Origin of the sequence: Burkholderia sp. BCC0419 (genome assembly GCF_902830285.1) — a bacterium.
In the GTDB taxonomy this organism is placed as follows: domain Bacteria; phylum Pseudomonadota; class Gammaproteobacteria; order Burkholderiales; family Burkholderiaceae; genus Burkholderia.
In genome coordinates this window covers 928,140-953,008 of sequence record NZ_CADESR010000002.1, presented here as the reverse complement: position 1 = coordinate 953,008, position 24,869 = coordinate 928,140, and the positions used below count along the sequence as shown (strand labels likewise).

The following is a 24,869-nucleotide window of genomic DNA, read 5'->3' as shown; positions in this document are numbered from 1 at the left end:
TCCGACGAGGTGACGCGATGGCCGGCAAGCTCGATCCGTATCGCCGCAAGCGCCATTTCGGCGCGACGCCCGAGCCCGAAGGGGCGCACGGGAAACGTTGCGCGAAGGCGGGGACGAAATCGGACACGAAGCCGAAGGCAAAGCCTGCCGCCCGCGCGGGCCATCCGCTGCGCTTCGTGATCCAGGAGCACCATGCGCGACGGCTGCACTACGACTTCCGGCTCGAACTCGACGGCACGCTGAAGTCGTGGGCCGTGCCGAAGGGGCCGAGCTTCGATCCGCAGGTGAAGCGGCTCGCCGTGCATGTCGAGGACCATCCGCTCGAATACGCGTCGTTCGAAGGCGAGATTCCGGCTGGGCATTACGGTGCGGGGTCGGTCGTCGTCTGGGACGAAGGTACGTGGACGCCCGATGGCGGCGTCGCGCACGCGCGCGAAGGCTATCGGGCGGGCAAGCTGACGTTCCGGCTCGACGGCCAGAAGCTGCACGGCGGCTGGGCGCTCGTGCGCAGCGGGCGGCAGGAAGGGCGTCAGGAGCAATGGCTGCTGATCAAGGAGCGCGACGACGACGCACGCAGCGCCGATGAATTCGACGTCGTCGGCGAGCGGCCGGGCAGCGTGCATGACGGCGCGTCCAACGGCGCGACGCGCAAGCGCGCGACGCGGCGCCACGGGTCGAACGGCGCGAACCGCGCGGACGACGCGGACGGCGATGCCCGTGCCGCGCGACACGAAAGCCACGGAAAACACGGAAGCCACGCAAGCCACGAAAGCCCCCGCCCCGCCGAACCGTTGCAAGTCGAGGGCGCGGTGCGCGCGCCGCTGCCCGAGCGCGTCGCGCCGCAACTCGCGACGCTGGTCGACGCACCGCCGACCCACGGCGGCTGGTGTTACGAACTGAAGTTCGACGGCTACCGGATCCTCGCGCGTATTGCCGGCAAGGGCGCGCGCCGGCGCGTCACGCTGATGACGCGCGAAGGCCGGGACTGGACCGCGAAGCTGCGCGCGCAGCGCGACGCGCTCGCGGCGCTCGACGTCGACGACGCATGGCTCGACGGCGAGGCCGTCGTGCTCGGCGAAAACGGCCTGCCCGATTTCCAGGCGCTGCAGAACGCGTTCGGCGCGGACCGCTCGGACACGGTCACCTTCTTCATATTCGATCTGCCTTATCTCGACGGATACGACCTGCGCGACGCGCCGCTCACTGCGCGTCGCGCGCTGCTCGAACCGCTGCTCGCGGACAGCGACCCGGCGCGCGTGCGCTTTTCGCCGGATCTCGGCGAGGACGTCGCGTCGCTGATCGCGAGCGCCTGCGACGCGGGCCTCGAAGGGCTGATCGGCAAGCGTGCGGATTCGCGCTATCGCGCCGGCCGCTCGCCCGCGTGGATCAAGCTCAAATGCCGGCGTCGGCAGGAGTTCGTGATCGGCGGTTTTACGGAGCCGTCGGGCAGCCGGCACGGCTTCGGCGCGCTGCTGCTCGGCGTGCACGAACCGGCGCCGGCCGGCAAACGGCGGCGCGGGCCGGGGCCGCTGCGCTACGTCGGCCGCGTGGGCACCGGCTTCGACGCGCGGATGCTCGACCGTCTCGCCGCGATCCTGCGCAAGCATGAACGCGACACGATGCCGTTCGATGCGCCGCCGCGCGAACGCACGCGCACCCGCGTGCACTGGGTCGAGCCGACGCTCGTCGCCGAATGCGAATTCGCGGAATGGACCGGCGACGGCATCGTGCGGCAGGCCGCGTTCATCGCGCTGCGCGACGACAAGCCGGCGGAGCAGATCGTCCGCGAGATGCCGAAACACACGGAAACGGAGGAGGCGATGGAGCAGCGTTCGACCACGCAGGACAAGCCGCGGCGTGCGTCGCGCGCCGATCATCACGCGAGCACGGGCAAAGCGCGCGGCGCGCACGCCGATGCTGGCGCCGACACGCTCGGTCGCGTGCGCATCACGCATCCCGAGCGCGTGCTCGACCCGCAAAGCGGCACGCGCAAGATCGATCTCGCGCATTACTGGCAGTGGGTCGCGCCGTGGCTGCTGCCCGACCTGAAAGGCCGGCCCGTGTCGCTCGTGCGCGCGCCGGGCGACATCGCCGGCGAACTGTTCTTCCAGAAGCACGCGGAGCGCCGCGAGATCCCGTTCGTCACGCAGCACGAAGGGCTCGACCCGGGCCACGGGCCGCTGCTGTCGATCGACAGCGTCGATGCGCTGCTCGGCGCCGCGCAGATGGGCACGGTCGAGCTGCACACGTGGAACGCGCATGCGTCGAACATCGAGCGGCCCGACCGCATCGTGTTCGACCTCGATCCCGATCCGGCGCTGCCGTGGCGCACGATGATCGACGCCGCGCAACTCGTGCGCGGGCTGCTCGACGAACTCGGGCTCGTGTCGTTCTGCAAGACCAGCGGCGGCAAGGGGCTGCACGTCGTCGTGCCGCTCACGCGGCATGCGGGCTGGGACGACGTGAAGGACTTCTCGCGCGCGGTCGCGCAGCACGTCGCCGGCACGCTGCCCGACCGTTTCACCGCGACGATGGGGCCGCGCCACCGGCGCGGCAAGATCTTCGTCGACTACCTGCGCAACGGGCGCGGCGCGAGCACGATCGCCGCGTATTCGGTGCGGGCGCGCCCCGGCATGGGCGTGTCGGTGCCGCTCGACTGGGACGAGGTTCCGGAGACGACGGGCGGCGCGCAATGGACGATCGACACGCTTCACGAACGTCTGGACATGTTGAAGCGTGACCCTTGGGACGGCTATGCGAAGGCGCGCCAGCGCATCACCGCGGCGATGCGGGCGCGGCTCGGCGCCGAAGCATGACCGTCAGTGCCGATGCTGTTGCAGCCGGTAATACCAGTTCATCAGCGGCGTCGCGGAAATCCCGTGCGCGACCACCGATGCGGACACGACGGCCAGCACCGGCGCCGCGAGCGGGCGCATGACCTCGGACGGGCCATGCTCGAGTGCGAACAGCAGGTAGTAGAACGAACCGATCCCGCGGATGCCGAACCACGCCATCAGCCGCCGCTGCGCATGAGTCGCACGCGAACCGGTCAGCGTGAGCAACACCGCGAGCGGGCGCACCGCGACGAACAGCACGACGGCCAGCGCGGCGGCGCCCCACGTGATCAGCGGGCCGGGCAGTGTCGAGAGCACGCTGCCGATCATCGTCATCACGACCGCTTCGGCGATCCGTTCGAGCTCGATCGTGAAGCCGAGCACCGATTCGGCCATGAACGCATGCGCTTTGTCCGGATGCTTCTCGGTGGCGACGACGTCTTCCGAATCGATCTGGCCGATCACTTCGCGCGGCGGGCGGTCGCCGCTCGCGCGATGCTCGACGCGCCGCATCGCGACGCCGGCCGCGAACGTCGCGATGAAGCCGAACGTATGCGCGAGCTGCGCGACGCCGAACGACAGCACGATCAGCGCCAGCGCGAAGAAGCCTTCGAGGCCGAGCGCCTGCGCGTGGCGCGTGCGCAGCCAGCCGATCGTCTTCGTCATGACCCAGCCGAGGCCGCCGCCGATCGCGGCCGCGCCCGCGATGCCCCACAGCGCGACGAGCACGAACGTGCCGGACAGCGGCGGAATGCCGTGCGTCGCGCCGGGTGCGCCGCACAGCGCGAGCCCCGCGAGCGCGAACGGCAGCGCGATGCCGTCGTTCATCCCGCCTTCGCCGGACAACGCGAAGCGCACCAGGTCGCGATCGCCCGGATCGTGCACCTGCACGTCATGCGCGAGCACCGGGTCGGTCGGCGCGAGGATCGCCGCGAGCAGCAGCGCGGGGCCCCAGCTGAGCCCGAGCGCGAGCACCGCACACACGGCGAGCAGCGGCACGGTGACGATCATCGCGAGCAGCCCGAGCCGGCACGGCACGAGCCACAGCTTGTCGGACAGCGGCACGCGCAATCGCAGCCCGATCGCGAACAGCGACACGAGCAGCGCGACTTCGACGATCTCGCGCAGCAGGCGGCCGTCGCGTTCGAGGTCGAGGTGCAGCAGGCCGGCGCCGGCCGGGCCGAGCGCGACACCGAGCACCAGGTAAATCATGGCCGAGCTGCATGGAACGTGGCGCAGCGCGGACGTTACGACGCCCATGCCCAGCAGCACCGCGCCGATGATCAGGTACCAGAGGGTTTCGTGCATGCGTGGGAATCGCAGCGGAGGGAGACGGGCGGCGCGCCAGCCGTCAGGGCTTGCGGCCGAACGCTTCGCGCAGTTTCCGCTTCGCGCGTTCGAGCGTCGTGCGGCGCGTTTTGGGCAGGTTGCGGCCCGCGCGGTTCACGTAGAAGTTCAGCATCGACATCGCCGACTGGAACGGCGACGCCTTGCGGCGGCGGCTGTGTTCGGCCGAGTGCTTCAGCGATGCGGCGATTGCGGCCGGATCGTCGGATTTGAAGATGTCGGGCTCGATGTCGAGCGCATCGCTTGTTTGCGTGACTTCGCCGGACCAGCGCTTGCGGTGGGTTGGGTCGGCGCTGCGCGCGCGGCCCGGGCGGCGCGTGTGGCGCTTGCCGTGCGGGTGGGAAGCAGAAGCGGAAGGCATAAGGCAGGGGCTCCGTATGGGGTCACAGGACAGTCGTGTGGATAAAGCCGGCGCAAACCGCGTGCCGCGTCGCGACCGTTGCTCGCCACGGCATGGGCCTTGCTGAAAGACCGGAGCAGGAATTTCCATCACGCCATCCTCCACCGGGAGAAAACGCCATGAAGTCAGCATTCGAATCGAAGTTTGTCGCGCGGCGCGTGCTGGCCTGCGCGGCTGTCGCGATCGTCGCGGCGGCGCCGGCCGCGTGGGCGCAGAACTCGCAGCGCTCGGACGAGGGCACCGGCGCGCCGAATCCGTCGATGGACATGTCGACGCCGGGCACCAACGGCAATACGGCCGCGCCGCCTCCGCCGGCGCGCACGCAGCCGCGTGGCGCGAAGCACGGCATGCGGTCGCACAGCGGGGCGGCCGGCCACGTGAAGCCGGGCGGCGGCCCGAACGGCGCGGGCGAGGGCGGTAGCGGCGCCACCGGCGGCGGGGTCGGCGGCGGATCGGGTGGGGCCGGTGGCTCGGGCGGGGCGGGCGGTACGGGCGCCGGCAACGGCGGCTCGGCGGGCTCGGGCGGCGGGGCCGGCGGCGGCGGTTCCAGCGGTTATTGACGGTGTCGTGCCGGCGCGGCCGGCACGGCGCGATGGCGGCGCGGTTTCCCGGGACGGGCGCGCCGCCACCACGCAGGAGGACATCATGCAATCGAATTCCCGGATTTTTCTGGAGCACGACGAGATCGACGACGATGCAAGCGACGCGGACGATCTCGACACGACGGTTCATGTCGACGTCGAAACGGGCAGGGTCATGTTTCATGCGGCGTGGGCGAACGCCGTCGAGGCGCCGCCCGAGGCGGCCCGGCATTCGGTCGTGCTCGCGCTCGAATGCTCGACGATGGAACGCTACGCGGATCTCGACGACGGCGCGCGGATGCGCGTACACGCGATGCTGCACGATGCCGTGCAGCAGACGCTCGATCAATTGCCCGATACCGACGAGAACCTGACGCTGACGGTCGAGCTGACCGACGCGATGCTCGATGCGGCACGTCATCTGCAGTAATTGCACCGGGCCGGCGCACAGCGTCGCGTTACATTCCGTTGAAATCTTTGCAGCAGGGATGGCCCCCAACGGGCATAGACGTGTGTGGGCCGCGCCGGACTACGGGTCGGTCCCCGGCGGACGCCCGAATGCGCACGCGCATGACCGCACAGGCTTATCGCGTCCGCCCGGCCGGAACGGCGATTGCTGCATGACGGCACGGCACGACGTATGCCGTCCTATCCCTATCCATGGAGGCATTCATGAGCGGCAGGCTCGATCATTGCAAGGTAGCGATTCTCGCGGTCGACGGCTTCGAGGAAGCCGAGCTCGTCGAACCGCAGCGCGCGCTCGCGGCCGAAGGCGCGCAGGTGGACGTGATTTCGCAGAAGCGCGGCGAGATCCAGGGTTTTCGGCACGTCGACAAGGGCGAGCGCGTGAAGGTCGACCGCACGTTCGACGATGCGCGCGAAGGCGATTACGACGCGGTCGTGCTGCCGGGCGGCGTCGTGAACGGCGACGCGATCCGGATGCTGCCGGCCGCGCGCGAATTCGTGACGGCGGCCGTCGGCGCCGGCAAGCCGGTCGCGGCGATCTGCCACGGCGGCTGGCTGCTCGTGTCGGCCGGGCTCGTGGAGGGCAAGACGATGACGAGCTGGCCGAGCCTGCAGGACGATATCCGTCATGCGGGCGGCAAGTGGGTGGACGAGGAAGTCGTGCGCGACGGCAACCTGATCACGAGCCGCAAGCCGGCCGACCTGCCCGCGTTCAACGGCGCGCTGGTCGAGCGTCTCGCGTCGCGGGGGGCATGAGCCGATGCCGGCCGATTCCACCCGCCCCGTGACGCTCACCGACGCACCGCCCACGTTCGACGGCGCGGTGCTGCAACTGCGCTTCATCGTCGAGGTCGATGGCGCGCCGCAAATCTGCGCGATTACCGTCGAGGCGCTGGAAGATCATTTCGGCGCGCAGTCCGCGCTGGAAGCCGACCTGCGCGACGCGTTCGAGCGCGGCCGCGCGCGTATCGAAGCCGCGTGCGCGGACGTGCTGGCCAGCGGTAACCACGACGTGGTGCTGCATAGCGGGTATTTCCGTGCGCCGGGCGGGCGCGCGCGGGCCGGTTTGTTTCGCTCGCGGCGGCCGTGAGCGAGCGGTGCGCAATTCCCGGCGCGTTTCGCACGCATTTTCTTCGGCCGCATCCGGCCACCCATTACATGCCGTTGAAAACTTTGCAGCGGCTCGAACGCGCCGACGGGTGCCACATCGCGCGCCGCGTGCACCGTACGGACACCGTTCGGATGGGGCCGCTTGGCACGGTCCCTGCATGCTCGTCACGTCGCCGGCGCACGAATTGCGTCGCGCATAGCCGCCAACGGGGAAACGAGCATGCTGACCGCACACGAATTTGCCGCACTGTTCCTGGTGCATCACGCACCGGAGCAGATTCAGACCGATCGCGACGACGTCGTCGCGCTCGTCGAACAACAATTGATCGTGATGCAGCGCGACGACGCATCGGGCGCGCACCGGCCGGCATTGACGGCCGACGGACTGTCGGTCCTGCAGAGCGTGCAGCGTCATGATGCTGCCGAATCCGACGCGATCGGCCTGAATGACGCCACCGACGCGTGACGTACCGGGCCGCGCGCGGCACTTACCGCGCGATCGCGACGGGCGCGTTGACCTGCACGACCGGCGGTTCACCTTCGATCGGGGGTGAGCACAGGAAGCGGTCGATCACGCCGGCCTCGAACAGTAGACAGTAGGTCGAGCCGCCGAACTGGAAGTAGCCGAGCTCGTCGCCCTTGTCGACGCGCTGGCCCGGCATGACGTCGATCACGCACGACGACACGTCGCCCATTCCGACGAACACGGCCGCCACGGTGCCGATGCCGGGATCGTCGCTCGAGATCGCAACCACCGCGCGCGCGGCGACCGCCGTCATGTAGCCCTGCGAGTCGTTGAGCCCGGCCGGGTCCGGGCCTTCCGCTTCGGCGACCGAGTAATAGGTGCCGTCGACCCGATACGCGTGCGTGACGACGCCGCGCACCGGCGCATGCCAGCGGTGGTAGTTGTACGCGCTGAGGTAGGCCTGGTAGACGTCGCCGCCGACGAAGCGCTCGGCGAGCGACAGCCAGGTGGGCGTGAAGAGGTCGCGCAGCGAATACGGCTGCGCCTTGATCCAGAACGTGTCGCGCAGCTTCACGTTCGTTTCGGTGTGATAGGGCGCGGCTTCGCACGCGCTGACGATCACGTGCGGATCGTCGGGCGCCGCAACGGGCCGCGCGCCGTCGCGAAAGCGCCGCGTGAAGAAGTCGTTCCACGAATCGAAGCCCCAGTGCGGCTGGTCTTCGCGATACTGGAACTGCGACAGCCCCAGGCGCTTGCGCGCTGCGTCGCAGAACCAGCCGTCGGGCGCCGACGTGTCGAGATGCGCGCGCGAATGCGGGCCGCCGAGGAAGTCGCACCATGCGTTCAGCACGCGCTTCAACTGCGCGTTGACGGCCGCGTCGCGAAACACCGCGTGGCCCGACGGCATGCACATCGGCCAGTCGAAGAACGCGTTCAGCGGGCACACGATCAGGCTTTCCTCGCTGAACGGCGACGTGTAGGTCATCAGATGGTCGAGCACGGTCATCAGCTCGCCGATCGATGTGTAGCCGAGCCGGCATCCCGATTCGCGCGCTTCGTCGATCGCGCGGGTCAGGCTCATGCGCAGCACGGCGTTGTCGTCGAACAGCCGCGCGAGTTCCTGCACGGCCGGTGTGCGCAGCCGCTCTCCGGCATGCGCGCGCGCTTCGTTCGCCATTTTTTCGCGGAACGCGTCCATGTGCGATTCCTCGGTGGCCATCCATTCTCCGAGGCGGCGGCGTGTGCCGGGCGGCGGGTTGCGATTCGTCGACATCGTCACCTCCGGAACGGTTGCGGTCGAAACGATGGAGCAAGGCGCTTGCCCGGTGGGCGGCACTGAAATTGCTGCGTTCGGGCGACCGGTTTCTTTCGATGACTCAATGACTCAGGAGAGAAAAATGGCTACAGCTTCGAACGCACGACAGACGAACGATGCAGGGTCGACGGACGAACGCCGCCGCAACGGACAGCGGACCGTGACGCCGACGCGCACGCGAGCACGCACGCATGCGGCGGGTTCTCGCGACCACGCACGGCGCGCCGAGCGCGGGAACGACAGCGGGAACGGGCCGGTGACACCGAGCCGCGGAGAAGAGGCAAGGAAACCGTTGTGGGAGGACGACAGCGGCGAGATGCCGCCGGAGGAGTGGTCGTGAGGCCGGGCGTTTACTGGCCCGCAGGCCGTTCGGGCCGGTAACGATCGGCAATCGCGATATCGACCGCTTCACCTTCGCGAAATGCCGCAGATACTGCAGCGACGATAGCGGGCCAAATACCGGGTCGTTGCAGAATGGGTATTTCCTTCGCGAGGACGTTGCTGAGTTGTCCGTGGTTTTGTTCTATCGATCGTAGGACCCGGTCGGCTTGATGATCCGGCATTTCGACGATTTCCTTGAGCGCCTGCCGGGCCAGCGTGTGGCTTCGCAAATAGCGCGACTCCTCGCGCATGTGTTCGGTGAGTGTGCGCCTGATGATGTTGGCCAGATATTGCACATGCGGACTCAGATCCGGATACCGCCATAGGGGTCTTGCCCGTCCGGCGCCGTCAAACGCGAAGTTGGATACGACACCGTCCGGATAAGAGGTCTGAGTCGCTGCGAACGATATGTTGTCGCGCACCTGTTCCATCAGGGGTACGGATACCTGATCCAGTACGCTGTCGTATCCGCGACGTTCGCCGGCGTCGTCCATGATCACTGCAGAAACGGGAAGGATCACCGGCGCGGGAATGGCGCCGTCCCTGCGCAGGACATCGTTGATCAGGAAGCGATGGACGCGACCGTTTCCGTCTGCCAATGGATGAACATAGACGAAACCGAAGGCTGCGACCGTGCTGCGCATCACCGGGGATTGCCCCGCAGTGCGCTCCAGGAATGCGCGAAGTCCGTCGAGCATTGCCGGCACATCGTCTTGTCCAGGCGCCACGTAGTGGACGACTTCGCTAAAGCGTATGGTCTCTCCGACGAATACGGGCGATTGCCGGAAGCCGAAATGCGTGAGCGTGGTTCGTTCGCCGAGGATTTCCCGCTGTAGTTCGGCAGCGGCGGCGTCTGTCAGCGGCTGTTCGCCTTGAGCGGTTCGTCGGGCCATGACGTCGGCGAAGCGCTGGATACGAGTGGTGTGGTCAGCCTCTCCCTCGATGGCAAAACTGGCCTTGCTTTCCCTCAATGTCATCCAGGTTGCCGCACGCATCAGCAAATCCTCGCCGAACTCCTTTGCCAGATCGGCGAAGAGGCGCGGCACGTCAAGTGCGGCGGCCTCCATGAAAGCAGCAGTCTTTACGAGGGTCGGGCAGAAGTGGCGCGTACCTGGAAGGTTGTCGTTCACTCGCCACCGCGCATTTTTCAGAACGTGGTTGCGGGACGAGGTGACGATCTTGGTGTCGTCGAGGACGTCGACGTAGTTGCCGCCCAGTCGCTCGGGAACACTGAGTTGATCATCGATGAGCCATTCATAAAGAAAAGCGGCGCGACGGGCATACTGCCCGGTCGGCTCGGCGTCGATCCACGCCTGGACGGCACTGGGCCCCGATTGCTGGAACAAGCGCGTGAGAAGCTCCAGTTGCGGGACCTCGTGGCGCAGGTGAAACTGGAGATGGGCGGCGAAGTCATCCGCAGGACGCATCAACTCCGGGTAGGTTTCGAGTCGGTAGCCGTCGACGATTTCAGTGGCTCGCCGGCTCCCGATGCGACTGAGTACGGGAGGCCGCCCCATCGGCGCAACGTCGCAGTTCGCGATCAACCACGCGGCGCCAATTGGATCGTCGGGCAATTCGGGCATGTGGAAGCTCCTGTCAGTCGGCTCGGCCTCTGCTCAAAATCGATTAGAAACGTCGGTTTTGTGCGCAAATCGATTATGGATGTATAAAAACGATTATACGCGGCCTGTTTTGCATAAATTTGATTATCACCGAACCACGGACGGGCAGCGTGGAGACGAGAGTCATCGGAATTTATTTCCGACCCTTTGATCGAGGCTATGGGTCTCCATTCGATAGGTGACGACAACCCGGGCGGGTTGAACTACCGGGCGCGGGCGTGTCCGGGACGATCCTGATCCGTCGTCCGCGCCGCAACGAGCACCGCAGCGGGTAACTCAGTCAGACAGCGATCGAGCGCCAGCACACCTTCCCGCGCATCGATTGCGTCCCGCGCATTCAACCAGTCGGTCCACGGCCCCTCGACGCAGCGTGGCAGCACGACCGCCGTATCGCCCCATTCCCGAGACTCGACGCGCGGCAACCCGGGTGCTTCACCCAGCAACCGGGACGCGAGCCGCGTCGCCGCACCGCGCGAACGCCACCGCATGCCGCGCGAGCGTGCCGCGCACACGCAGTGGAACGTACGCGCCGTCCGCAAACGTCGCCGGCCACCGCGCACGCAGCGCCAGCATCCGCTCGATCAGCGCGCGCTTCACGCGCGCATCGGGCCACGCCGGCAGATACGATGCAACGGGCCCGTCGACCGGTTCCGCCGCCAGCGTCGCGAACGGCACGTCGCGCCGGTTGTCCGGATCGACGAGCGAGTGATCCCATCACTCGGTACCTTGATACAGATTCGTCGCTAAAACAAACGTCCCTGCAACACCACGACGCGTGTAGGTCCGCCTACGTGGCGACCGACTGCGCGTGCGAATGCACGGGCGCCGCGCGCCGCATCAGCGTGAGCATCACGGCGCCGAGGAATGCGATACAAGCGAGGCTCAGCATGCCGGCGTGCGGGTTCGCGAATGCCTGCTCGGCCCAGGTCTTGAGATTCGGCGCGACGAAGCCGCCGACGTTGCCGAGCGAATTGATCACCGCGATGCCGCCGGCCGCCGCCACGCCGCCGAGGTAGTTGGTCGGCAGCGTCCAGTACAGCGGCTGCACGGAGACGAAGCCGCTCGCCGCAAAACAGAACGCGACGATCACCGGCACCAGGCTCGAAAAGAATGTCGACGCCGCGATCCCGCAGCCGGCGCAAACGAGCATCAGCGCAGCCAGCCTGCGATGCTCGCCGGTACGGTCGGCGATGCGTGTCGTCCACCGCGTCACGGCCAGCGAGCACAGCCACGGTATCGCGGTAATCAGCCCCACGCCCAGATCGACCTTGCCGCCGTGGAGTTCGGCGATGCGGGTCGGCAGATAGAAGACCACGCCGTATACGCTCATCTGTACCGTGAAATACACGAGACAGAATGCCGCGAGCCGCGGGCTGCGGAACAGGTCGCGCAAGGTCGCCGGACCGTGGCCCAGCTTGGCGGCATCTTCCTGCGAGAGCGCATCGAGCAGCGCACGGCGTTCGTCGTCGGCGAGCCAGCCGGCTTGCGCGGGGCCGTCGCTCAGATAGAAGAATGCGATCACGCCGACAACCGATGCGAGCAGCCCTTCGATCACGAACATCCACTGCCAGGGTGTGAGCCCGAATGGGGCTTGAAGGCCGAGCAGCAAGCCCGACAGCGGGCCGCCCAGCACCAGTGCGAGCGGCAGGCCGAAGTAGAACACGCCCATGGCCTGCGCACGCACGTGTCTCGGAAACCAGTAGGTGAGATAGAGGATGACCCCGGGAAAGAAGCCCGCCTCGGCGGCCCCGAGCAGCACGCGCAGCGCATAGAACGTGGTGGCGTCGTGCGCGAAAGCCATCGACGCCGACACCAGCCCCCACGTCACCATGATGCGGGACATCCACAGTCGCGCGCCGAAGCGATGCAGCGCGAGATTGCTCGGCACTTCGAATATCGCGTAGCTGATAAAGAAGATCCCCGCGCCGAACGCAAATGCGCCGTTCGACAAACCCGTGTCCGCCTGCAGGGCCGCCTTGGCGAAGCCGACGTTGGCGCGATCGATGAACGCGATCACGTACATCAGCACCAGAAATGGCAGCAGGCGCGCGAGGCACTTGCGGATGGCAGTGTTGCACGCGGGCGTCGTGGCCGGGCTGGAAGGCATGTAACGGGTCTCCGGATGCGTGTCGCGGCGGCGGAGATCATGCCCGGCGGCGACAGCGATGTCTTTGTACGAAGCCGGCGTGGTGGTGCCGACTTCGGACGACTATAGGAGCCGGCACCGATAATATCCATTGACGTTTTTCTATGCGTCGATAACCATTTTTGATACCCCGGCGAACGCCGCTCTTCGTTCCTTCCTTCGTCGTTCGCAGTGGGTCCCTTTCCTTCCGAGCGTTCCATGATCCCGCCCGCACTCACTCTCCAAAGCCGCCTGAAGATGCAGCATCTGCGCTTGCTGCTGTCGATCGAGGCGCGCGGTTCGTTGCGTCAGGCAGCGGACGCGCTCTCGCTCTCGCAGCCGGCCGTGACGAAAATGCTTCAGGACATGGAGGCGCTGCTGGGCGTCACGTTGTTCGAGCGGCATCTGCGCGGACTTCGGCCCACGCGCTTCGGCACGGCGGTCACGCGCTACGCGACCCTCGTCTTCTCGGACCTGGCGAACCTGCATGACGAACTGGTGTCGCTGGAAACGGGCAGGATCGGCAAGGTGCGGATCGGTGCGGTCATGGCCCCGACGCCGGTGCTGATGGCGGAAGTGATCCGCCGGCTCAAGCGCGATCATCCCGGACTCAACATGACCGTTCACGTCGATACCAGCGACATGCTCGTGCCGATGCTCGAGCGCGATCAGCTCGATCTGGTGCTCGGGCGCGTGCCGGAAGGCTGGGATGCCAGCCATCTGACGTTCGAGCAACTGGGCGACGAGCGGCTGGCTGTCGTGGTGGGATGCAATCACCCGCTGGCGAAGCGACCCGATCTGACGTTCGGTGAGCTGGCGACTTACCCGTGGATCCTTCAACCGCGGCCGAGCCCGATGCGGGCGTTGATCGATCGTTCGTTCGAGGAGGCGGGCGTCATGGCGCCGCAGAGCACCATCGAAACCGCGGCGATCCTGATGACGACGTCGTTGTTGCCCGGCAGCGACCTGGTCGCCGTCGTCCCGATGGCGGTCGCGAAATTTCACGCGAGCATGGGCCTGCTGCACATCCTGCCCGTACCGTTGCCGCGCAAGCTCGACCCGTACGGCATCGTCACGCGCCTCGGCCGTCCGCCGAGCGCGTCGATGACGTTGTTCGTCGACGTGGTGCGGGCCGTGGTGGCGGAGGGTGTGCAGTAGTGGAGGGTGACCACGCGATATCCGCGTCGACGATTCGATGAGCGACGACCGAGGCTACCGCCGGTCCCGGTTTCCCGGAGCAGGGTTTTTCCCCGGCGCGACGCTTCCGGTTCGCTTGATCGTGCCGAATACGGCGGCATGACAGGCGTTCGCAGTCGCCGCGGGCGGTCGTCCGGGTGGTCGCGGATGCTGCGCCGCCAAGCGGTTTTGCGCCGAGCGCGATGGACGCTGTCGTGTTCAACGGCACACGCGCGGAAGCGCCTACGTCCGGTGCTGCCGAAGCCCCTCTCTCGGAAATACGAAGTTGCGCGAGCCTCTGCATGTCACGCTCGATGGGAGTCCGGCGGCATCCGCAACCCAGCCTTGCGCCGGCCTGGTCATCGAACGGAATCGAGGTGAAGCATGGTGGAGGGCAAGGTGGTGGTGGTCACGGGGGCGGGCGGCGGCATCGGGCGCGATATCGCGCTGGCGATGGCGCAGCATGGCGCCCGGGTGGTGGTCAACGACATCGGCGCGTCGCTCGACGGCGCGGGCGGGAGCGCGGCGCCCGCGCAGCAGGTGACGGACGAGATTCGCGCACGAGGCGGCAGCGCGGTCGCCAACACCGATAGCGTGGCGGACGCCGCCAGCGCCGCGCGGATCGTCGCGTGCGCGATGGACTGCTTCGGTCGCGTCGACGCGGTGGTCAACAACGCGGGCATCCTGCGCGACCGCTTCTTCCACAAGATGTCGGCCGACGAGTGGGATGCCGTGTTGAAAGTGCACCTGTACGGGAGCTTCCACGTCAGCCGGGCAGCGGCGCCGTACTTCAAGGATCAGGAAGCGGGCGCGCTGGTGCACATGACGTCCACGTCGGGCCTGATCGGAAACCTCGGCCAGGCCAACTACGCGGCGGCCAAGCTGGGTATCGCCGCGTTGTCGAAGTCCATTGCGCTGGACATGCGCAGATTCAACGTGCGCTCGAACTGCATCGCGCCGTTTGCGTGGAGCCGCATGATCGGCGCCATCCCGACCGACACGGACGAGCAGCGGGCGCGCGTCGCCAAGATCCAGCAGATGACGCCCGCCAAGGTGGCGCCGCTGGCCGTGTATCTGATCAGCGATGCGGCCGGCGAGGTCAACGGGCAGATTTTCTCGGTGCGCAATAACGAGATATCGCTGATCAGCCAGCCGCGCCCGGTGCGATCGATCCATCGCTCGGAGGGCTGGACGCCGCAAGCCATCGCCGACCATGCGATGCCGGCCATGCGTTCCGGGTTCTACCCGCTGGAACGGTCCCCGGATGTGTTCAGCTGGGATCCGGTGTAAGGTCGCTCTTGTCCACCCGGCCGGGTTCATGCGACGGAACGCGGCCGGCGCCTCATCGTCTACTCGGCTGGCCTTCATGTGAATCTCCATTTCGATCTGTTCGACCTCCGGCTCTTTTGTCACGTGGCAGAGGCGCGCAGCCTCACGCGCGGTGCCGAGAAATCCTGTATTTCCCTGCCGGCCGCCAGTACGCGCATCAAGCAGATGGAAGAGGCGGTGGGCAGCAAGCTCCTGCATCGCAGTGCACAAGGCGCGAGCCTGACCGCCGCCGGCGACGCGCTGCTGTATCACGCCAAGCTGGTGCTGCAGCGCATGGAGCACTTGCGTTGCGACATGCAGGACTTCGGCAAGGGCATCAAAGGCCATGTCCGCATCTTCGCCAACACCACCTCGATCACGGAATTCCTGCCCGAGCGCCTGGCGGTCTTCCTCGCCGAGCATCCGATCGTGCGGATCGATCTGCGCGAATTCCTGAGCGAGGAGATCGTGCGCGCCGTCGCAGCCGGAGAGACCGATATCGGCATCCTCTCCGACGACGTTCACACGGGCGATTTCGAATCGCGTCCGTTCGGCCGCAACCAACTGGTGCTGGTCGTGCCGACCGGGCATCGTCTGGCCGCCGCGGCCGGGGTCGCCTTCGTCGATACGCTGGAGGAGCAGCACGTGGGACTGCACCACGGCAGCGCCATTCATCGCTTTCTGCAACGACGTGCGGAACTCGCGGGCCGAAGCTTCCTCCCGCGCATCCAGGTCGGCAGCTTCGAGGCGATCTGCCTGCTGATCCAGGCCGGCGTCGGGATCGGCGTGTTGCCGGCGACCTCGGCGGGCCGCCACGCGCGCGTCATGGACATCGCTATCGTCCCGCTGTTCGATCCGTGGGCCATGCGCGAACTGAAGATGGTCACGCGCAATCGCGAACAGTTGCCGGCGTCCGCGCGCGCGTTGTTCGATCATCTGTCGTTGCCTGACGACGCGCCGGCACCGGTTCCGACTCTGCCTGGAGATTAGCGCTAGGGCACGGCCTTTCAGCCGAGGCTGGCGTCGCCGACCTCGTGTTCCACGCGCTGCCAGATCTCCACCGCCATCGGATCGTCGATCTCCTCCAGGATGTGCCCGACCAGGCCGATCGCGCGCGCCATCACGCCGATGCCGCGAATGATGCGCCACGGAAAACCGAACTCGGCGGCAATCGCGCCGATGGCCCCGGTGGCGTTGACCGGCAACGACTTGCCCGACACCCGTTCGGCCTCTTCCTGCACGGCCTGCATGAGCGCCACGTAGTGGCCCGACAACCCGTTCTCGGCGGCGATCTGGAACAGCCGGGGCGTGCGTGGATCGACCGGCTTGTGCAGCGGGTGGCCCAGGCCGGGCACGATCTGCTTGCGGGCGCGGAAATCGGCCACGATGTCGCGCGCCAGGTCCGCGAGCGGACGAGACGGTTGCGTGCCCGGCGGGATGGCGTCGTAGAGCATCCTGGCGGCGCCCTCGGTGCTGCCGACGAACACCGTGCCCAGTCCGCACAGCCCCGCCGCCACCGCGGCCTGCAGCGCTTCGGGCGCGCCGGCATAGGTCAGGCGCGCCGCCAGCGCGCTGGGGGTGATGCCGTGTTCGACCAGCGTCACCACGATCGCGTTGAAGGTGGTCGACTCCTGCGGCGTCGGCATACGGCCGGTCAGTTCCAGGAAGGCCATGTCGCCCAGGTTCAAGTGCCCCAGGATTTCAGAGGGCAGATCGCGGCCGCAGACCGTGATCTTGTCCGGGGTGCTGTGGCCGAGGCGGCAGTGCAGCGTTTTTCTGACCTTGTTCATGTGCGTGTTCCTGGCAGGGGGGGTGTGTCGGCGTTCCGTCAATGATGGAAATCTAACGCGGCCGGCTTCGGGGCCGTTCCATGAATGCGAAAGACTCCCTTTGGCAAAGACAAATCGGATTCGCCGGTCTTTCTGGCACGCTGGCTTCCATTCGGAAACATCGTGGGAGTGTCATGGACGCGCAATCGCTGACAGCCATTCACGAAGCGGCACGGGATTACTTCGAGCGGAGCAGGAGCCTGCTGCGTTGTCGTGCGCGTGCGGAAGCCGACCCGAGTGCGGATGAGCCCGGCTGGCCGGACCTGGTCGCGCTCGGCTGGTCCGGCATGCTGGCCCCGGAGGCGGCTGGCGGGCTCGCGCTGGGCCTGGCAGGCGCGGCGGAAATCCTGCGAGCCGCCGGCGCCCATGTGGCGCCGGAACCGTTGCTTGCGGTGGCGGGCTTGAGTGCGTTGCTGCTGTCCCGGCTGGAAAGCGCGGCGGCGCACGCGCTGCTGGGCGAACTGGTGAAGGGAGAGACGCTGCCCGCGCTGGCATGGCAGGAAAACGCCGGCGATCTCGGCGCCGTGCCGCTTGCGTGCGGTTGCGACGTACGAGCCGATGGCAGCGTTTTGCTGCAGGGCGAAAAACTGATGGTGATCCCCGGCGCATCGGCCAGCGGATGGCTGGTGTCGGCGCGCGGCGACGACGAGACCGTGCTGCTGTGGGTGCCGCGCGGCACGGCCGGCGTGACCGAGCACCCCGTCGCGCTGACCGACGGTTGCCAGGCCGCGACGGTGCGCTTCGATCAGGTGCGGTTGCCGGGGGCGTCGGTGGTGGCGAGGGGCGAAGCCGCGCAAGACGCGCTGCGCCATGCGCTCGCCGCCGCCCAGATCCTCGAAGCGGCCGAGCTGCTCGGCGCCGGGCAGGCGCTGCTCACGCAGACGCGCAACTACCTCAACACACGCACCCAGTTCGGCCAGCCCATCGCGGCTTTCCAGGTGTTGCAGCACCGCTGCGTGGACATGTTCATCCATCTCGAAGTGGCGCAGGCCACGCTGAACGAAGTGCTGACGCTGGTGGACCATACCGCCGATCTGACGCTCGACCGGCTCGAATACGAGGCCAGTCGCGTGAACGCACGCTGCAGCGCGGCTGCACTGCAGGCATCCCGCTCGGCGGTGCAGCTGCACGGCGCGATCGGTTACACGGACGAATGCGACGTCAGCCTGTTCTACAAGCGGGTGCTGCGGCTATCGGCGTGGTTCGGCAATGTGACGACGCATCAGCGGCGCTGTGCGGCGCTGGCGGAGACGGCGGCCGGTTCCGCGGCCGGCACGGACCGCGAAACCGGTTGGGACGGCGCGTTCCCGCGCACCGCCGATTGGTCGGCCATGCCCGAACCCGAGTTCCGCCGCATGGTGCGGGCTTACTTGCGACGACACTATCCCGCGCACCTGCGTCATCTTTCGCACCGCGCGCGCTGGAGCGAGATCCGCGAGTGGTATCTGACGCTGTCGGCGCAGGGCTGGATCGCGCCGGCATGGCCGCAGGCGCACGGCGGGATGGGCTTGCCGCCCGACAAGCTGATCGCGTGGATCGAGGAGCTGGAGCAATACGGCGTGGCGCGTGCGCCGGACCAGGGCATCGTGATGATCGGGCCGCTGCTGATCCGGTACGGCACGGTCGAGCAGCAGCGTCACTTCCTGCCGCGCATCCTGAGCGGCGAGCATGTGTGGTGCCAAGGCTATTCCGAGCCCAATGCCGGTTCCGATCTGGCCAGCCTGCGCACGGAGGCCATCGCGGGGCACGATGCGCAAGGCGAGCACTTCATGGTCAACGGCCAGAAGATCTGGACCACGCTGGCGCAGGACGCCAACCACATCTTCATGCTGGTGCGCACCGACCGGCATGCGAGGAAGCAGGCGGGCATCAGTTTCCTGCTGTGCGACCTGCGCACGCCCGGCATCACCGTCCGGCCGATCCGCACGCTGGCAGGGGAAGCCGAATTCTGCGAGGTGTTCTTCGACGATGTGCGCGTGCCGGCGGGGAACCTGGTCGGCGAGCTGAACGGCGGCTGGACCATCGCCAAGGCCCTGCTGGGATTCGAGCGAATTTTCCTTGGTAGCCCGAAGCAATCGCGCTACGCGTTGGGGCAGCTCGCGCGGCTCGCGCAGGAGCGCCATCTGCTGGACGATCCGGTGTTCTCGCAGCGCTATACGGCGCTGAGCCTCGACGTGGCGGATCTGTCGGCCGCCTACGGCGGCTTCGCCAGCATCGTCAAGGCCGGGCAGCCGCTGCCGGCCTCGGTGTCGCTGCTGAAGATCTGGGCCAGCGAGACCTATCACCGCATCGGCGCGCTGCTGGTCGAGTCGTGCGACGAACTCGGCGCGCTGGGCGACGACCAGGACCTGGGCGGCCAGTCGTTCAACGCGCTGTCGCCGCTGATCGGGGCGACCTCCGCGATGATCTACGGGGGCACCAACGAAATCCAGCGCAACATCCTCGCGCGTCAGGTACTGGGGTTGCCGGCATGACCGAAACGAAAGTGTTTGCGATCGATACGCTCGACGCGTTGCCGGCCTACGTCGGCCGGGAAGTCGCCGTGAGCCCCTGGTTTCCGATCCTGCAGGACCGCGTGACCCGGTTTGCCGAGGTTACCGAGGACAACCAGTGGATTCACGTCGATCCGGAACGAGCACGCAGGGAGTCGCCGTACGGCACCACGGTCGCCCACGGCTATCTCACCCTGTCGCTGCTGCCGTGTCTGGCGAGCGGCTGCATCCGGGTCGGCGGCGTCCGCATGGGGGTGAACTATGGTCTCAACCGCGTGCGCTTCGTGTCGCCCGTGCGGGTGGGCGACAGCATTCGCGCGCGGTTCACGTTGCGGGCCGCCGATCCGGTGCCGGGCGGCATGCAGGTGGTCTGGCACGCCGTCGTCGAAGTGGGCGGCAGCGACAAGCCGGCATGCGTGGCGGAGATGGTATCCCGACGCTACGTGTAAGGCCGGAGCAGACCGCACGCCGGGGAACGTCATGCGACCGCCGGCTGCATCGATATCACAATAAATCGCCTGATTCGCATTCAAGGCCGAACGGGCGAATGGACAACGATCCATCAGGAGACAGTCATGTCCGTCGTCGGCACCCCGCACTCCACGAGTGCATCCTCGCCCGGCACGACCGCCTGGGTTCTGCCGTTCGTGTTTTGCGTGCTGCTGCTGCTGGCCGATGGCGCCGACAACATGATCCTGTCGTACAGCCTGCCGCACCTGCGCGCGGAATTCCATCTCGGCGCGGCGCAGGCCGGCATGTTCGGCACCATTACGCTGATTGCGATGGCGCTCGGCGGTATCGTCGGCGGCTGGACCATGGATCGTTACGGCCGCGTACGCACCCTGGTCTGGTCGATCGTGCTGTTCTCGCTGGGGACGGCCTGCCTCGGCTTCACGCAGAACTTCGGCCAGTTCGCGGTGGTCCGCTTCATCGGCGGGCTGGGCCTGGGATCGACCTATGTCACCTGCAACATGCTGATATCGGAATACGTGCCGACCCGGCACCGGGCGCTTGCGCTGGGTACCTTGATGGCCGGCTGGTCGACCGGATACATCGTCGCCTCGTTGCTCGCCGGCTGGTTGCTGCCCACCCATGGCTGGCGCTGGCTGTTTTACGTGACCATCGTGCCGCTCGTCTTCGCGCTGCTCTCGCACTGGCTGATACCCGAGCCCGCGAGCTGGAGCGAGGCGCGCGCGCGGCGCGTCGCCGGCGGCCATGCGCCCGGCGGCTACCGGCTGATTTTCAGCCAGCCGAGCCACCGGCGGATGTTCGTCCTGTGGACACTGACCAACTTCTTTTTCCTGTTCGGCTATTACGGCGTGGCCAATTGGTTGCCGACCTATCTGGAAAAGGAACTGCATATCAAGTTCAGCGCGATGATCGGCTACATGGTCGGTACCTACACGCTGATGATCATCGGGAAAATCCTGTTCGGCTTCCTATCCGACCGGGTGGGACGTCGCGCCGTCTATCTGTTCGGCAGCTTCGCGACGGCCGTCTGCCTGCCGTTCATCGTGGCCTGTCAGACCCCGGACAACATCGTCTACCTGATGTGGCTGTTCGGCTTTCTGTACGGCATTCCCATCAGCACGAATGCGGCCTTCATGGCCGAAAGTTTCCCCACCGTCATTCGCGGCACGGCCGCCGGCGGGGCCTACAACCTCGGGCGATTCGGCGGCGCGATCGCGCCGGTCACCATCGGCTTGTTCGCCGACCATGTCTCGATCGGCGCCGGCTTCGTGCTGGTCGCGGCGATGTATTTCTGCACGGGGCTGTGCGCCACGTTCATCCCCGAGAAGGTTCACGATCCGCAGCAGGCCGATTGATTCGGCCACGACAACGAGGCCAACGATGCGCGGCGGCGCGCTGCCGCACGGCGACGTTCTTGTCGCGCTTCGTTGTGCTTAGTGGCGCGGTCACGAACGTAAGCTAGCCAGGAAAAATCAGGAGAGAAGTCGCGATGGACCCATTGGATTTCGATTTGCCAGCAGACCGTCCGGCCAGGCCGGACACCGCCGAGCATGCCTTGCGTTGCCTGCTGAACCCACGCAGTGTCGCCATCGTCGGGGCATCCGACGACATCCAGCGCATCGGCGGTCGCCCCATCGCGTACATGCGGAAGCAGCATTACGACGGGCGGTTGATGCCGGTCAATCCGAATCGCGGCGAGATTCAGGGGCTACCGGCGTTCGCCAGCGTGCAGGCGCTTCCCGAGACGCCCGAGGTCGCCATCGTTGCCGTGCCCGCAAAACTTGCGCCGCAGGTCGTTGCCGATCTCGGCGCGCTCGGCACACCCGCGGCCATCGTGTTTTCCGCCGGTTTCGCCGAAACCGGCGAGGACGGCGCGCAACTCGAGCGCGCGTTGCTGGCATCGGCACGCTCGAGCGGTATCCGGTTGCTCGGCCCCAACTCCCTCGGGACGCTCACCCCGCGCCGGGGGTTTTACGGCAGCTTCACCACGGTGGTCGAGACGGGATTCCCGTTGGCGGGGCGCGTCGGCATCGCCAGCCAGTCGGGCGCATATGGCGGCCACATCCTCGGTCTTGCACGGGCCGTCGGCATCGGCATTTCATCGGCGACCATGACCGGCAACGAGGCCGACGTGAGTCTGGGCGACCTGGTGCTGGCGTTGGTCGACGACGACGAAACCGATGTGATCGCCGTTTATTCCGAGGGCATTCGCGATGGCGCGGGATTCCTGTCGGCGCTCGAGGCGGCGCGCCTGGCGCGCAAGCCCGTGGTGCTCATGAAAGTCGGCATCAGCACCGTGGGGCGCATCGCGGCCCAGTCGCATACGGCCTCCATCGCGGGAGACGATGCGGTGACCGATGCGTTGCTGGCCGATTACGGCGTGGTGCGCGCGCGCTCCACCGAGCACATGCTCGATGTCGTGCGCCTGGCGACGCGGCGCATCTACCCCGTCAACAATTCGCTGGGCGTCATTACCGTCAGCGGCGGCGCGGGCGTCATCGTGTCCGATGCGGCCGAAGCGGCCGGTTTGGCCATGCCCGAAATGCCGGCGGCAGCCCAGCGACACCTGAAGGAACTGATCCCGTTTTCCGCGCCGCGCAATCCGGTCGACTGCACGGCCCAGTTCCTCAACGACCTGAGCATCGCCGCGCGCTTTACCGAAGCCGTCGTGCAGGAAGGCGGCTATCGATCGATCCTCGGCTTCTTCACCTATACGGTGGAGGTCGCATCGATCGCCGACGGACTGCGGGCGCATCTCAAGGCCGTGAGGGACAAGTACCCGGATCGTCTGTTCGTGTTGTCGATCCTGGCGTCGCAGGAACGGATGCGTCAGTACGAGGAGGACGGTTTCACGGTGTTCGAGGATCCGGCGCGCGCGACGGCGGCCATCGACGCGATGGGCCGGTTCGGCGACGCATTTGCGCGTGCGCCGCGGTTACCGGCGCCCGACGTGCCGGCGATCGCGCTGCCCGAGACGGCACCCAGCGAAGCACGAGCGAAGCAATGGTTGTCGCAAGCCGGCATCCCGGTCGTGCCGGAGCGTGGTTGCACGTCGGCGGCCGAAGCCGTCGCCGCCGCCGAAGCGCTGGGCTTCCCGGTGGTCATGAAGATTCTTTCCGCCGACATCGTGCACAAGTCGGAAATCGGCGGCGTGATCGTCGGCGTGGCCGACGCCGAGGCGGTCGATACCGCTTTCGAGACGTTGATGGCACGTGCGCGGCGAGCGGCGCCCGGCGCAAGACTGGAAGGCGTGCTGGTGGCAAAGCAGCTGAGCGGCGGCGTGGAGTGCATCCTGGGCATCCAGTGCGATCCGGTGTTCGGTCCGGTCGCCATGTTCGGGCTGGGCGGCATCTTCGTTGAAGTCATCCAGGATGTGGTGTTGCGTCGCTGCCCGTTCGGCGAGGACCTGGCGGAACAGATGATTCTCTCGATCAAGGGCGCGCCGCTCTTGCTCGGTGCGCGTGGGAGACCACCGGTTGACGTCAAGGCGCTGGCGGCGATGCTCGCGCGGCTGTCGGTTGTCGCGCATCAGGCCGGCCCGCGCTTGCAGGCGATCGACCTGAACCCGGTATTCGCGCTGCCGGCCGGCCAGGGGGCATTTGCAGCCGACGCGGTGATCGAGCTTCGGTAGCATATTTTGTTCGTGCTTGTTGTGCTTCGGGATGCGTGGGCTGAAGAGAAGGGCGGATACATGCGGCAATGAATTCTCTTTGAATTGAAAACCAATCGGTTGAGCGTTATTGGCTGAAAGACGGCGGGTATTGACCCAATCTTCTCGGAGCGTTGCCGATCGTCATTCGTTTTGCGCAGCCTTGACGCTCGCGCTTTGCGCGCCTGGCGACACGTTGCTCTATCTCCTGTTGCCGATGCATACGCGCGACTTCGGCGTCGGTTTCGCGCAAGCAGGGATTTTGCTGGGAGCCAACCGGCTGGTCCGGATCGCCGGTTATGCCTACGTGCTGCGCTTTTATGGCAAACACGGCGATCGCACAACGTCCTTGTGGGCCGCGCTGGCGACAGCATGCTGCGCATTCGGATACGCGACGCTTTCCGGATTCTGGGCAATCCTGGTGTTGCGGCTGATGTGGGGAATGTCGTTCGCCGCGCTGAATCTGTCGGCTCAGGTCCTGGCGACTGCGAACCCGGCCGATCTCGCCCATCGCGTCGGCAGATCGCGGGCGGTCTTCGCGAGCGGCCCGATGCTGGCGCTGCCTGTCGGTGCCGCGCTGACCTTGGCATATGGTCCACGCGTCATTTTTTTTCTGCTCGGCGGGGTGGCCCTGCTCGGCGTGATCCAGGCGCTCCGTCTGCCGGATGCCCCGCACCCAGCCGTTACCCTGTCCGATCGGCGTATCCGCCTGCCCGATAGCGTTGCGATTTGGTCGTTCATGGAAGGCGTCATCCTGGATGGTCTGTTTATCGTAGGGTTGTCGACCATCGCAGAGCAGCATATGCCGGCGACCGGTGTGGTTGCGGCAGGTGTGCTGCTCGCGCTGCGATACGCGGCGGAAATGCTGCTCAGTCCGCTCGGCGGACGCGCCGCGCACCGCTGGGGCGCAGTCCGCATGCTTGTCGTGTTGTCCCTGCTGTCGGACGGGGCGTTGATCGGCTACGGGAGCCAATGGTTCGTCGTCTGCGGCGGCGGCATCCTGGTGCTGCGCGCGCTTCAGCTGCCACTCGTCACCACGGTTGTCGCGCAGCAACATCCGACCATGCGCGTGCAAGCGCTGGCGTCGAACGCGGTATGGCGCGACATCGGCTCGGGCATCGGTCCTCTGATCGCGGGGTTCCTGCTGCCGGTCGCTTCGCCAATGTTGATCTATAGCGGCGCCGCGATTTTTCTGTCGATCAGCGCGCTGTTGTGCGGTCTGCAGTACGGGCGCAAAGCATGACGGGCAACGTGCCGAAATTTGCCGTCAGGATATTGCATCGAATCGGGCTCGACCT

General features: G+C 67.0%; 20 protein-coding genes and 1 pseudogene. 14 read left to right on the top strand and 7 right to left on the bottom strand.

Annotation, left to right across the window (positions count from 1 at the left end):
• The first annotated feature begins 17 nt into the window (after positions 1 to 17).
• A complete protein-coding gene (ligD, locus tag HWW87_RS17780; RefSeq protein ID WP_175821386.1) occupies positions 18 to 2,816 on the top strand; it encodes a DNA ligase D in 2,799 nt (932 codons plus the stop codon).
• A 3-nt stretch (positions 2,817 to 2,819) separates the two neighbouring features.
• Here ligD and HWW87_RS17775 read toward each other — a convergent pair whose 3' ends face one another.
• Positions 2,820 to 4,142: a cation:proton antiporter gene (locus HWW87_RS17775; protein WP_175821385.1), complete on the bottom strand. Its 1,323-nt coding sequence runs from the start codon at positions 4,140 to 4,142 to the stop codon at positions 2,820 to 2,822.
• Between the two features lie 43 nt (positions 4,143 to 4,185).
• Positions 4,186 to 4,542 (bottom strand): DUF3175 domain-containing protein, encoded by a 357-nt coding sequence (locus HWW87_RS17770; RefSeq protein WP_175821384.1) that lies wholly within the window; start codon positions 4,540 to 4,542, stop codon positions 4,186 to 4,188.
• 158 nt (positions 4,543 to 4,700) lie between these two features.
• Between HWW87_RS17770 and HWW87_RS17765 the strand changes: the two genes are divergently transcribed.
• The 5 genes from HWW87_RS17765 to HWW87_RS17745 all read left to right on the top strand — a co-directional run bounded on the left by HWW87_RS17765 (position 4,701) and on the right by HWW87_RS17745 (position 7,203).
• Positions 4,701 to 5,141, top strand: coding sequence for a hypothetical protein (locus HWW87_RS17765; protein ID WP_175821383.1), 441 nt, complete (start codon positions 4,701 to 4,703; stop codon positions 5,139 to 5,141).
• 85 nt (positions 5,142 to 5,226) lie between these two features.
• Positions 5,227 to 5,592 carry a DUF3022 domain-containing protein gene (locus tag HWW87_RS17760; RefSeq protein WP_175821382.1) on the top strand — a complete coding sequence of 122 codons (366 nt, stop codon included), beginning with the start codon at positions 5,227 to 5,229 and terminating at the stop codon, positions 5,590 to 5,592.
• Between the two features lie 242 nt (positions 5,593 to 5,834).
• Positions 5,835 to 6,383: a type 1 glutamine amidotransferase domain-containing protein gene (locus tag HWW87_RS17755; protein WP_034209240.1), complete on the top strand. Its 549-nt coding sequence runs from the start codon at positions 5,835 to 5,837 to the stop codon at positions 6,381 to 6,383.
• A 4-nt stretch (positions 6,384 to 6,387) separates the two neighbouring features.
• Positions 6,388 to 6,717, top strand: a complete 330-nt coding sequence (locus tag HWW87_RS17750) for a DUF1488 domain-containing protein (RefSeq protein WP_175821381.1) — start codon at positions 6,388 to 6,390, stop codon at positions 6,715 to 6,717.
• Positions 6,718 to 6,957: 240 nt separating this feature from the next.
• Positions 6,958 to 7,203 (top strand): hypothetical protein, encoded by a 246-nt coding sequence (locus HWW87_RS17745; RefSeq protein ID WP_175821380.1) that lies wholly within the window; start codon positions 6,958 to 6,960, stop codon positions 7,201 to 7,203.
• A gap of 22 nt (positions 7,204 to 7,225) precedes the next feature.
• Here HWW87_RS17745 and HWW87_RS17740 read toward each other — a convergent pair whose 3' ends face one another.
• The 4 genes and pseudogenes from HWW87_RS17740 to HWW87_RS17725 all read right to left on the bottom strand — a co-directional run bounded on the left by HWW87_RS17740 (position 7,226) and on the right by HWW87_RS17725 (position 12,628).
• Complete coding sequence (locus tag HWW87_RS17740) at positions 7,226 to 8,476, bottom strand: phosphatidylserine decarboxylase family protein (protein ID WP_175821379.1); 1,251 nt, start codon at positions 8,474 to 8,476, stop codon at positions 7,226 to 7,228.
• A 392-nt stretch (positions 8,477 to 8,868) separates the two neighbouring features.
• On the bottom strand, positions 8,869 to 10,482 hold the full coding sequence (locus HWW87_RS17735) for a Fic family protein (protein ID WP_175821378.1): 1,614 nt from the start codon (positions 10,480 to 10,482) through the stop codon (positions 8,869 to 8,871).
• Positions 10,483 to 10,724: 242 nt separating this feature from the next.
• Positions 10,725 to 11,259, bottom strand: a pseudogene (locus HWW87_RS17730) (malto-oligosyltrehalose synthase); the annotation flags it as partial.
• Between the two features lie 49 nt (positions 11,260 to 11,308).
• Entirely contained in the window at positions 11,309 to 12,628 is a 1,320-nt protein-coding gene (locus HWW87_RS17725; RefSeq protein ID WP_175821377.1) for an MFS transporter, read from the bottom strand.
• Positions 12,629 to 12,865: 237 nt separating this feature from the next.
• On the opposite strand from HWW87_RS17725, the gene HWW87_RS17720 reads away from it, so the two are divergent.
• The 3 genes from HWW87_RS17720 (at position 12,866) to HWW87_RS17710 (ending at position 16,120) form a co-directional block, all read left to right on the top strand.
• Positions 12,866 to 13,804, top strand: a complete 939-nt coding sequence (locus HWW87_RS17720; RefSeq protein ID WP_175821376.1) for a LysR family transcriptional regulator — start codon at positions 12,866 to 12,868, stop codon at positions 13,802 to 13,804.
• A gap of 402 nt (positions 13,805 to 14,206) precedes the next feature.
• Positions 14,207 to 15,112, top strand: a complete 906-nt coding sequence (locus tag HWW87_RS17715) for an SDR family NAD(P)-dependent oxidoreductase (protein WP_175821375.1) — start codon at positions 14,207 to 14,209, stop codon at positions 15,110 to 15,112.
• A 78-nt stretch (positions 15,113 to 15,190) separates the two neighbouring features.
• Complete coding sequence (locus HWW87_RS17710; RefSeq protein ID WP_175821374.1) at positions 15,191 to 16,120, top strand: LysR family transcriptional regulator; 930 nt, start codon at positions 15,191 to 15,193, stop codon at positions 16,118 to 16,120.
• Positions 16,121 to 16,137: 17 nt separating this feature from the next.
• Here HWW87_RS17710 and HWW87_RS17705 read toward each other — a convergent pair whose 3' ends face one another.
• Positions 16,138 to 16,920, bottom strand: coding sequence for a citryl-CoA lyase (locus HWW87_RS17705; protein WP_175821373.1), 783 nt, complete (start codon positions 16,918 to 16,920; stop codon positions 16,138 to 16,140).
• A gap of 173 nt (positions 16,921 to 17,093) precedes the next feature.
• Between HWW87_RS17705 and HWW87_RS17700 the strand changes: the two genes are divergently transcribed.
• The 5 genes from HWW87_RS17700 to HWW87_RS17680 all read left to right on the top strand — a co-directional run bounded on the left by HWW87_RS17700 (position 17,094) and on the right by HWW87_RS17680 (position 24,814).
• Positions 17,094 to 19,433, top strand: coding sequence for an acyl-CoA dehydrogenase family protein (locus HWW87_RS17700; RefSeq protein ID WP_175821372.1), 2,340 nt, complete (start codon positions 17,094 to 17,096; stop codon positions 19,431 to 19,433).
• Positions 19,430 to 19,900 carry a MaoC family dehydratase gene (locus HWW87_RS17695; RefSeq protein ID WP_175821371.1) on the top strand — a complete coding sequence of 157 codons (471 nt, stop codon included), beginning with the start codon at positions 19,430 to 19,432 and terminating at the stop codon, positions 19,898 to 19,900. The genes HWW87_RS17700 and HWW87_RS17695 overlap by 4 nt, the downstream gene beginning before the upstream one ends.
• Before the next feature lie 126 nt (positions 19,901 to 20,026).
• A complete protein-coding gene (locus tag HWW87_RS17690) occupies positions 20,027 to 21,277 on the top strand; it encodes an MFS transporter (protein WP_175821370.1) in 1,251 nt (416 codons plus the stop codon).
• 134 nt (positions 21,278 to 21,411) lie between these two features.
• Positions 21,412 to 23,553 (top strand): acetate--CoA ligase family protein, encoded by a 2,142-nt coding sequence (locus HWW87_RS17685; RefSeq protein WP_175821369.1) that lies wholly within the window; start codon positions 21,412 to 21,414, stop codon positions 23,551 to 23,553.
• A 109-nt stretch (positions 23,554 to 23,662) separates the two neighbouring features.
• Positions 23,663 to 24,814: an MFS transporter gene (locus HWW87_RS17680; RefSeq protein ID WP_347879292.1), complete on the top strand. Its 1,152-nt coding sequence runs from the start codon at positions 23,663 to 23,665 to the stop codon at positions 24,812 to 24,814.
• Positions 24,815 to 24,869 lie beyond the last annotated feature (55 nt).

Coding starts and splice junctions, on each gene's coding strand:
- HWW87_RS17720 (WP_175821376.1), top strand. CDS start 12,866: ATGATCCCGCCCGCACTCACTCTCCAAAGCCGCCTGAAGATGCAGCAT.
- HWW87_RS17775 (WP_175821385.1), bottom strand. CDS start 4,142: ATGCACGAAACCCTCTGGTACCTGATCATCGGCGCGGTGCTGCTGGGC.
- HWW87_RS17760 (WP_175821382.1), top strand. CDS start 5,227: ATGCAATCGAATTCCCGGATTTTTCTGGAGCACGACGAGATCGACGAC.
- HWW87_RS17685 (WP_175821369.1), top strand. CDS start 21,412: ATGGACCCATTGGATTTCGATTTGCCAGCAGACCGTCCGGCCAGGCCG.
- HWW87_RS17745 (WP_175821380.1), top strand. CDS start 6,958: ATGCTGACCGCACACGAATTTGCCGCACTGTTCCTGGTGCATCACGCA.
- HWW87_RS17735 (WP_175821378.1), bottom strand. CDS start 10,482: ATGCCCGAATTGCCCGACGATCCAATTGGCGCCGCGTGGTTGATCGCG.
- HWW87_RS17715 (WP_175821375.1), top strand. CDS start 14,207: ATGGTGGAGGGCAAGGTGGTGGTGGTCACGGGGGCGGGCGGCGGCATC.
- HWW87_RS17695 (WP_175821371.1), top strand. CDS start 19,430: ATGACCGAAACGAAAGTGTTTGCGATCGATACGCTCGACGCGTTGCCG.
- HWW87_RS17770 (WP_175821384.1), bottom strand. CDS start 4,542: ATGCCTTCCGCTTCTGCTTCCCACCCGCACGGCAAGCGCCACACGCGC.
- HWW87_RS17700 (WP_175821372.1), top strand. CDS start 17,094: ATGGACGCGCAATCGCTGACAGCCATTCACGAAGCGGCACGGGATTAC.
- HWW87_RS17725 (WP_175821377.1), bottom strand. CDS start 12,628: ATGCCTTCCAGCCCGGCCACGACGCCCGCGTGCAACACTGCCATCCGC.
- HWW87_RS17690 (WP_175821370.1), top strand. CDS start 20,027: ATGTCCGTCGTCGGCACCCCGCACTCCACGAGTGCATCCTCGCCCGGC.
- ligD (WP_175821386.1), top strand. CDS start 18: ATGGCCGGCAAGCTCGATCCGTATCGCCGCAAGCGCCATTTCGGCGCG.
- HWW87_RS17765 (WP_175821383.1), top strand. CDS start 4,701: ATGAAGTCAGCATTCGAATCGAAGTTTGTCGCGCGGCGCGTGCTGGCC.
- HWW87_RS17740 (WP_175821379.1), bottom strand. CDS start 8,476: ATGTCGACGAATCGCAACCCGCCGCCCGGCACACGCCGCCGCCTCGGA.
- HWW87_RS17750 (WP_175821381.1), top strand. CDS start 6,388: ATGCCGGCCGATTCCACCCGCCCCGTGACGCTCACCGACGCACCGCCC.
- HWW87_RS17705 (WP_175821373.1), bottom strand. CDS start 16,920: ATGAACAAGGTCAGAAAAACGCTGCACTGCCGCCTCGGCCACAGCACC.
- HWW87_RS17755 (WP_034209240.1), top strand. CDS start 5,835: ATGAGCGGCAGGCTCGATCATTGCAAGGTAGCGATTCTCGCGGTCGAC.